The organism is Pseudomonas sp. CF161 (genome assembly GCF_000416215.1).
Classification (GTDB): domain Bacteria; phylum Pseudomonadota; class Gammaproteobacteria; order Pseudomonadales; family Pseudomonadaceae; genus Aquipseudomonas.
In genome coordinates this window covers 1-8,336 of record NZ_ATLP01000056.1, presented here as the reverse complement: position 1 = coordinate 8,336, position 8,336 = coordinate 1, and the positions used below count along the sequence as shown (strand labels likewise).

Genomic DNA, 8,336 nt, shown 5'->3' with positions numbered 1-8,336 from the left:
CCAGCGGGCCACGTCCGGGCGCGCCAAACCGGCCCAGTGGCGGCGCTGGCTGAGCCGCCTGACCCTGGGCTCGCGCCTGCGGGATCTGTACGGCAAGCGCCAGGCGGCTTATCTGCGGCGCATGCTCGACATGTTCGAGCGCGGCGACTTGCAGGAAGCCCTGCGTCACGCCATCCCCCTGGGCGGCGAGCCCTCCGTCGAGCAGGCCTTCGGCACCCCCGAACGGCGCCAGGAGCTCAAGCTCGGGGAGGTCCGTGGGGCGAGCCGGGCGATGTTGTTTCCCGATGACATGCAAGCCCATCTGCGGCAGCTGTATCGGCAGAGTTTTACCCGCCTGGACCGGGAAGGGCGGATCGAAGAGGCGGTGTTCGTGCTCGCCGAGCTGCTGCACGCCCGCCAGGAGGCCCTGGATTACCTGGAGCGCCACCAGCGCTTTACCCAGGCCGCCGAGCTGGCCCTGGCCTGGGACATGTCGGCGCCGCTGATCGTGCGCCTGCTGTGCCTGGCCGACGACTGGCCGCGGGCATTGCAAGTGGCGCGCCGGGACGATGCCTTCAACGAAGCGGTGTTGATGCTCCAGGGCAAATGGCCGGAAATCGCCAACACACTGCGCCTGGAATGGGCGGAGGCGCTGACCAGCAAGGGCCTGTGGTTGCAGGCGGTGGAGGTGATCTGGAGCCTGCCGGATCAACGGGAACGCGCTGCCCGCTGGTTGCTCGATGCCGAAGCCGCCGGTGGCGGGCTGGCGGCAGCGGCCCTGGTCAAGCGCGCGATTCTGCTGCCCGACACCCTGGAGACCTACCGCGACTATGTGCAGCAATTGCGCGATGACCCGCAGCGCTGCGACGAGCGCGCGGTGCTGGTCCGGGCACTGTTGCAGCACCGCAGCCAAGGCGGTTCCCTGGCCTGGCTGGCGGGGGCCATTGTGCATGCGGTACTGGCTGACGTGGCGCAAGGCCTTGGCCCGTTGCTCGCCCATCAGGTGCAACTGCTGGTCAAGTTGAGCAGCGACAAGCTGCTGCGCGTCGACCTGCCGACCCAACTGTTGCAGCGCTCCAAGCCCACGCCGCTGCACTCGGTGCTGTCGACCCTGGAATGGGTGGCCGGGGAGAGCGGCAGCCGGGTGATTTTCGATGCGGTGCTGCTGGACGACGAGCGCTACCTGCTGGCACTGGGCGAAGCCGGGACGCTGGTGGTCGATCGCCACGGCGCGCCGCTGTTCAGCCTGGCGGCGCCGGCCTGGCACATTGTGCTGGGCCATAGCCGGCAGGTGGCCCTGGTGCTGGCCCGGCGCGATGCGGTGTGGCGCGTGAGCAAGCTGGACCTGGTGCAACGTCGGGTGATCGACCTCGGGGTGCTGGTGATGGAGCATTTTTCCCGGAGTTTCGACGGCTGCGCCTGGACCATCGGCGCCGAGCGCCAGGTGCGGGTGGTAGATGTCGATCGCGGGTTCGAGACCTTGTGGCACGTCAGCGACCTGCCGGGCAGCCTGTTGCAGATCAAAGGCGACGCTGAACACGAGTACCTGCTGCTGGATGCCGGGGAGCGCGGCAGCGAGCGCTGGCATTACCGGTTGCCGGGGCGACGCTTGCAGGGGCGTGATGATGTGCCGCCGCTGACCGAGATCGGCCAGTTCCAGGTGCTGACGGCCTCCGGAGATGTGGTGCAGGGCTCGATCAAGGACGGCGACAGCGCCGAGTCGACCCTGGTCCTGGCCATGGGCGGCAGTCGCAAGAGCTGGTACCTGCCGGGCCTGGGCGAAGAACTGTTTCATCCGCCCCAGGTGTTTGCCAGCCAGAAGTGGCTATTGATCGATTACCTGGTCGGCGAGCATGAGCAGCGCTGGCACTTTATCAGCCGCAGCGACGACCGCCTGGCGGCGACCCTGACCTGGCCGCAGCAGAGCATCGCCCATCTGCGCATGGGCGATGCTCACTGGCTGCTGTTCGATCGGCAGGGGCGCCTGTGCCATATCAATGTCGACACCTGCGAAGTGCGCCACCTGAGCATCCATTGAGCCGCGCCCCCGGCTCCGGGGGCTTACAGGTCCAGGCTGTGGATCACCTGGGTGGCGTCGTCCGGGTCGGTCCTGTGGCTGAAGCCCAGGGCGTTGGTCAGCTCGCGGATGCTGCGGTTGGCGGCGCTGTCCACCGAGTACAGGCGTTTGAAACCGTTGCTGCGGGCTTCGTCGATCAGGTGCTGCAACAACAGCGCGCCGAGCCCGCGTTGCTGCCAGTCATCGGCCACGGTCACCGCGATCTCGCAGACATCCGCGCCATCCCCGGCCTGGGCATAACGGCTGATGCCGATCTCCCGCAGGCTGCCGTTGTCGTGGACCAGTGCGACAAAAGCCACCCGCTCCCGGGTGCCGACATCCATCAACTGGTCCAGCAGGCGGCCGTCGACTTCCTTCACTTCGCCCAGAAAGCGCTGGTGCCGGGTCAGCGGCGAGAGGTTTTCGATAAAGGCTTTTTCACGCTCGCGGTCCTGGGCGCGCAACGGACGGATCAGCACCGGGCTGCCGTCGTTCAGGCGATCGATCCAGTGCTGGCCCTGTTGGGCCGGAAATGACAGCGGGGCAGGGCGCAGGCTTGAGGTGCTGGGCATGGTCGAGTCTCTGAAAAGTAAAAGGGTTGCTGATCATTTACGCCTGTGGCGCGGGCGGCACTTGATCAGGGTCAAGCCTTGCGTGGGCGGCTCGACGGATCCGATCACCGGTAGGGCGCGCAGGTGATTTATGCCGCCGTTGGAACTGCCGGCGCCAAAGGCGATCTGTTGCTGGCCCCGGTACGCAATTGATGGCGGCAGACGGCCAGGGGCGCTTAAGATCGATCACCGCGGATCACAGGAGGTATCCATGAACAACACCGACGCAGCACTCACCCACGGCCATCGGCCCCGCGCAGCAAGGGTCCGCCCATGAGCACCCTGGAGCGCGCCATCGCCATTGCCGCCCAGGCCCACGAGGGCCAGTTCGACAAGGGCGGTTCGCCCTATATCCTGCATCCGCTCAAGGTCATGATGCGCGTCTCGACGCTTGAGGAACGCATGGCTGCGGTGTTGCACGACGTAGTGGAAGACACCCCGGTGAGCCTCGACCATTTGCGCGAACAGGGCTTCAGCCAGGCGGTGCTGGCGGCCATTGATGCCCTGACCAAACGCGAGGGCGAAGACTACCCGCTGTTCGTCGAACGCGCCGGCCGCGACCCCATCGCACGGGTGGTGAAACTGGCGGACCTGGCCGAAAACAGCGACCTGGCGCGCCTGCACAACCCCACCGAAAAAGACTTCCAGCGCCTGGAAAAATACCGCAATGCCATCGCCTACCTCACCAACCTCAATCCGTAGCCGCTGCCGCAGGCCGTAGACCCAACATGGCGCCCATGCCGGCCAGCGCAGCCTTGTGCCTCGGCCGCGGCTACAGCGCGGTGAGCGGCTGAAGCACGAGATGGCGAGTGACTCTTGCGTCGACTGATGGCAGGCTTCAGGGCGAAATCGCCTGAGCAAGGAGCTGTCCAGATGAATCTGCCCCATTTCAATTACCACCCCGACCCGGTCGCCAGCGGTTCCGTCGAGCCGTCCGAGGCCAGTTGCATCTGTTGTGAGCGGCCCCGAGGCTTGATCTACGTGGGCCCGGTGTACGCAGTGGAAGAGTATGAAGAGAGCTTCTGCCCCTGGTGCATTGCCGATGGCAGCGCCCATGAAAAATTTGCCGTGACCTTTACCGATGAAGACAGCATCGGCCCCGACGACGATGACCTCGACGAACAGGTCCGGGACGAAATCAGCCAGCGCACCCCCGGCTTCAATGGCTGGCAGCAGGAGCAGTGGCTGACCCATTGCGGCGATGGTGCGCAGTTTCTGGGCAAGGCCGGTCACGCCGAACTGCTGGAACTGGGGGCCGAAGCGATCCTCGCGGTGCAGGAGTCCACCGGCCTGCCCAATGGCCCGCAATGGGAAGGTTTCTTCAACGCCCTGGATAAACACCAGGGGCCGACGGCCTACCTGTTCCGCTGCCGCACCTGCCAGGCGCTGGCGGCGTATCAGGATAACCACTGAGGGCTGCGCCAGGCGCCTCGGCTGCCTGGCGTGAATCGAGCCGTGGCGCGTCCCCCTGGACGTGCCGCTGGCGGCTGTGCGTCCCGCCCCTTGACCGCCCATGACGTAGAATCCTTGTGCCTGCCCCTCATTTGCCGCCGAGACCTGCCCCCTCCATGCAAACCGCCACTCAACGCCCGCTGTGGAAGATCTACCTGGCGTTTCTCGCGCCGATGGTGCTGTCCAACTTCCTGCAATCGATGTCGGGCACCCTGAACAGCATTTACATCGGCCAGATGCTCGGCACCCAGGCCTTGGCGGCGGTCTCGGGGATGTTCCCCATCGTGTTTTTCTTTATCGCCCTGGTGATCGGCCTCGGCGCCGGGGCCGGGGTGCTGATCGGCCAGGCCTGGGGCGCGCGGGAGCCGGGCACGGTCAAGGCGATTGCCGGCGCGACCCTGTTACTGGGGGCGATCATCGGCTTGCTGGCGGCGGTGGTGGGCAGCCTGTTTGCCCGGGAAGCCTTGCAGGGCCTGGGGACCCCGGCGGATGTGCTGGAGGACGCGGTGTCCTATGCCCGGGTGATGATGCTGACCATGCCGCTGCTGCTGGTGTTTGTGCTGTTCACCCAACTGCTGCGCGGGGTCAGTGACACCCTGTCGCCGCTGCTGGCCCTGGTGGTGTCGACCTGCGTCGGCCTGCTCCTGACCCCGGCGCTGATTCGCGGCTGGCTGGGGTTGCCGAGCATGGGCATCCAGAGCGCGGCCCTGGCCGGACTGGCGGGCAATATCGCGGCCATGGCGGTCCTGGCCTGGCGCCTGAACCGCAAGCGGCATGTGCTGGCGCTGGACCGTGGGCTGTTCGCGGCCATGCGCCTGGACCTGAACATCCTCGGCAAGGTGCTGCGCATCGGCCTGCCGACCGGCTTGCAGATGGTGGTGATCTCGCTGTCGGAGCTGGTGATCCTGGCCCTGGTCAACCAGCACGGTTCCCAGGCCACGGCGGCCTATGGCGCGGTGACGCAGATCGTCAACTACGTGCAGTTCCCGGCGCTGTCGATTGCCATTACCGCCTCGATCCTTGGCGCCCAGGCCATTGGGGCCGGGCGCCTGGAACGTATCGGGCCGATCCTGCGCACCGGGTTGCTGATCAACGTCTGGCTGACCGGCGGCCTGGTGCTCCTGGGTTACCTGTTGTCCCACTGGTTGCTGGGGCTGTTCATCACCGACCCGGCGACCCAGGCCCAGGCCCAGCACCTGTTGCACATCATGCTCTGGAGCATGCTGGTGTTCGGCTTTCAGGCGGTGGTGGGCGGCATCATGCGCGCCAGCGGCACGGTGCTGATGCCGGTGACGATTTCGATTTTCTGCATCCTGGCGATCGAGGTGCCGGCGGCCTATCTGTTCAGCGCGCACTTCGGCCTTGAGGGGGTGTGGATGGCTTTCCCAGTGACCTACCTGTGCATGCTGGCGTTGCAGAGCGCCTACTACAAACGGGTCTGGCAGCATCAGAAGATCCAGCGCCTGATCTGATCCACGCCACAACGCAACCCGGCAGGGGACCTCGCCCGTGCCGGGTTGTGGTGGGTCATGGCAATTGCGGCAGGTCCTGGGGCCGCAGGTCGAATACCAGGACTTCGGCATCCTCGCCCTGCTCGAGGTGGATTTCCCGCTCATTGCGCAACCGCGCGCCGTCGCCTTCCTGCAACCGCTGGCCATTGACCGTCAGGCTGCCGCGCGCCACGTGGATGTAGGCGTAGCGCTCGGCGTCCAGGGTCAGGCTGGCGGCCTCGGCGCCGTCGAACAGACCGGCGTAGACCCGCGCATCCTGGCGCACATGCAGCGAACCCTCGGCCCCCTCCGGGGAGATGATCAGTTGCAAGCGCCCGCGTTTTTGCTGCGCGCTGAAGTGCTCTTGCTGGTAACGCGGTTCGGCGCCGCTGACCTGGGGCACGATCCAGATCTGCAGGAAGTGCACCGGCCGGGTCGAGCTGTGGTTGAACTCGCTGTGGGCCACGCCGCTGCCGGCACTCATCAATTGCACATCGCCGGGACGGATCACCGAACCGGTGCCCAGGGTGTCCTTGTGTTCCAGGGCGCCTTCGAGCACATAGGAGAAAATCTCCATGTCGCGGTGCGGGTGCTGGCCGAAACCCTTGCCGGCGGCGACCCGGTCGTCATTGATCACCAGCAGGTCGGAAAAACCCTGTTCCTTTGGGTTCCAGTAATTGGCGAAGGAAAACGTGTGGAACGACTTCAGCCAGCCATGGTTGGCGGCGCCGCGGTCCGAGGCTTTGCGAAGGGTCAGCATAAGGTCTTCTCCTGAAGGGGGAGCGGGGCTGCGAGATGCAGGGCTCCGGCGTTGAGAAGAAGGTTAATGGTTACTCGTTGGCTCAAAAAGCGCCTGAAAGCTGAATGACTGTCGCTTTTAGGTTGACAGTGGATGAGCAGCACCTACCCCCGAGTTACGGAATATTCCACCCGGGGCGAGACCTTCGCCATAATGCGCGGGCCTGATTCCAGGCCTGCAAGCTTTGCCTCCGACGAGTGCCTTCTTTGTGATCAAAACCGTGGCTATGGTGCTGTTTCCGGACTTCCTCCTGCTCGATATGGCCGGGCCCCTGGAGGTGTTTTCCATCGCCAACCGTTACTTGCCCGACGCTGACCATTACCGGATCTCGACCATCGGCACCGAACAGACGGCGCTGCGCGCCTCGAACGGGGTGCTGGTGCATGCCGACCACCTTCTGGAGCAGTCCCTGGACAGCTATGACCTGTTGCTGGTGCCGGGCGGGCCGGGGGCCTACAACCAGCGGCACTTGCCGTTGCTGGCCTGGCTCGAATCGGCGCCGCAGCGTGCCCGGCGCTACGGTTCGATCTGCACCGGGGCCTTTATCCTGGGGCATGCCGGGTTGCTCGACGGCCACCGCGTGACCACCCACTGGCACTACACCGAACGCCTGAGCAAAAGCTTCCCCCGGGCCCTGGTCGAGACCGATCACATTTACCTCCAGGACCGGCGGCTGATCACCTCGGGCGGGGTCACGGCGGGCATTGACCTGGCGCTGTCCATCGTGGCCCAGGACCATGGCAAGAAGGTCGCGCTGGACGTGGCCAAAGTGTTGCTGGTGGTGATGAAGCGCCAGGGCAGCCAGGCGCAGTTCAGCCCGCTGGTGGCGGCCGTGGCGCCCCAGGATTCGCCGATTACCCGGGTGCAGAACCATGTCCTGGAGCACCTGGAAGAAGCCTTCAGCATCGAGCGCATGGCCAGCCTGGCGGCCATGAGCGCGCGGCATTTTGCCCGGGTCTTTGCCCGCGAGGTGCAGATGACGCCCATGGAGTTTTTGCAGAGCGCGCGCATCGACCGCGCCCGCAGCCTGCTGGAAAACAGCGACCTGCCGCTGAAGACGGTGGCCTTTCGCAGTGGCTTTGGCAGCGTGCGGCACATGCGCTTTCTGTTCGGTGAAAAACTCGGCCTGACCCCGACCCAGTACCGTCAGCAGTTCAGTTGAGGGGCGGATGGCCGTGCAGGGCACCGCGATGTCCGTGGCGCTCCCCGTGCCAGCATTGCCCTGCCATGTGTGCCTGCCAAGATAGCGTCGAGCCCTCTGGAAAAGGATGCGCAGAGCTTGGCCAGGCCCGTTTGCCGATTGAGGACGCGGTGCCCGGCCAGGTCATTTCGCGCCACAGTGCATGACATGAACCGCCTTGAACCCCATGAACCCGACGCTGTGCTGCGTTTCGGGCCTTTCACCCTGCAGCGCCAGCAACGCCTGGTCAGTGAAGCGGGGCGGCCGCTGCCGTTGGGCGGTCGGGCCCTGGAAATTCTTCTGGTGCTGGTGGAGTGCGCCGGCCAGTTCGTCAGCAAGGACACCCTGATCGCCCGGGTCTGGCCGCGCAGCGTGGTCGAGGAGATCAACCTGCGGGTGCACATCGCCGCGTTGCGCCGGGCCCTGGACGATGGCCGCGACGGCCAGCACTACATCATCAACCTGCCGCAGCGCGGCTACTGTTTTGTGGCCCCGGTGTATGGCCGCGCCCCAGGCGAAAGCCTGGCGAGCGCCCCGGCGCCTTCGGGCCCGCGGCACAACCTGCCGGCGCGCCTGAGCCCGGTGATCGGTCGTGAGGAGCTGCTGGGCAGCCTGCTGCGGCGGCTGTCGGGGCAGCGTCTGGTGACGCTGGTCGGCCCGGCCGGGGTCGGCAAGAGCACCCTGGCCCTGCGTCTGGCCGAATTGCGCTTGCCACGCTGTCGCGATGGCGCCTGGCTGGTGGACCTGGGAGCGCTGCGCGAACCGGCGG

The 8,336-nt window shown here is 66.1% G+C and carries 8 protein-coding genes; 6 read left to right on the top strand and 2 right to left on the bottom strand.

The window, feature by feature from the left end:
• Positions 1-2,017, top strand: a 2,017-nt coding sequence (locus CF161_RS33130; RefSeq protein WP_020296524.1) for a hypothetical protein, incomplete at its 5' end; no start/stop codon positions are given.
• 23 nt (positions 2,018-2,040) lie between these two features.
• Here the strand turns inward: CF161_RS33130 and CF161_RS10330 are convergent.
• Positions 2,041-2,607: a GNAT family N-acetyltransferase gene (locus tag CF161_RS10330; RefSeq protein ID WP_020296523.1), complete on the bottom strand. Its 567-nt coding sequence runs from the start codon at positions 2,605-2,607 to the stop codon at positions 2,041-2,043.
• Positions 2,608-2,919: 312 nt separating this feature from the next.
• Between CF161_RS10330 and CF161_RS10325 the strand changes: the two genes are divergently transcribed.
• The 3 genes from CF161_RS10325 to CF161_RS10315 all read left to right on the top strand — a co-directional run bounded on the left by CF161_RS10325 (position 2,920) and on the right by CF161_RS10315 (position 5,570).
• Positions 2,920-3,348, top strand: a complete 429-nt coding sequence (locus tag CF161_RS10325; protein ID WP_020296522.1) for an HD domain-containing protein — start codon at positions 2,920-2,922, stop codon at positions 3,346-3,348.
• Positions 3,349-3,519: 171 nt separating this feature from the next.
• Positions 3,520-4,059: a CbrC family protein gene (locus tag CF161_RS10320; protein WP_020296521.1), complete on the top strand. Its 540-nt coding sequence runs from the start codon at positions 3,520-3,522 to the stop codon at positions 4,057-4,059.
• Positions 4,060-4,214: 155 nt separating this feature from the next.
• Positions 4,215-5,570: an MATE family efflux transporter gene (locus tag CF161_RS10315; protein ID WP_020296520.1), complete on the top strand. Its 1,356-nt coding sequence runs from the start codon at positions 4,215-4,217 to the stop codon at positions 5,568-5,570.
• A 55-nt stretch (positions 5,571-5,625) separates the two neighbouring features.
• Here the strand turns inward: CF161_RS10315 and CF161_RS10310 are convergent, their stop codons facing one another.
• Positions 5,626-6,348: a pirin family protein gene (locus CF161_RS10310; RefSeq protein ID WP_020296519.1), complete on the bottom strand. Its 723-nt coding sequence runs from the start codon at positions 6,346-6,348 to the stop codon at positions 5,626-5,628.
• Between the two features lie 250 nt (positions 6,349-6,598).
• On the opposite strand from CF161_RS10310, the gene CF161_RS10305 reads away from it, so the two are divergent.
• The gene (locus tag CF161_RS10305; protein WP_043229090.1) at positions 6,599-7,549 is read left to right on the top strand and encodes a GlxA family transcriptional regulator; all 951 of its coding nucleotides are present in this window, start codon (positions 6,599-6,601) and stop codon (positions 7,547-7,549) included.
• Positions 7,550-7,735: 186 nt separating this feature from the next.
• On the top strand, positions 7,736-8,336 hold a 601-nt coding region (locus CF161_RS10300; RefSeq protein WP_043229089.1), incomplete at its 3' end, for a transcriptional regulator.

Bases quoted from the DNA above. Each gene is read 5' to 3' on its own strand.
- CF161_RS10325 (WP_020296522.1), top strand. From the start codon at position 2,920: ATGAGCACCCTGGAGCGCGCCATCGCCATTGCCGCCCAGGCCCACGAG.
- CF161_RS10330 (WP_020296523.1), bottom strand. From the start codon at position 2,607: ATGCCCAGCACCTCAAGCCTGCGCCCTGCCCCGCTGTCATTTCCGGCC.
- CF161_RS10320 (WP_020296521.1), top strand. From the start codon at position 3,520: ATGAATCTGCCCCATTTCAATTACCACCCCGACCCGGTCGCCAGCGGT.
- CF161_RS10310 (WP_020296519.1), bottom strand. From the start codon at position 6,348: ATGCTGACCCTTCGCAAAGCCTCGGACCGCGGCGCCGCCAACCATGGC.
- CF161_RS10315 (WP_020296520.1), top strand. From the start codon at position 4,215: ATGCAAACCGCCACTCAACGCCCGCTGTGGAAGATCTACCTGGCGTTT.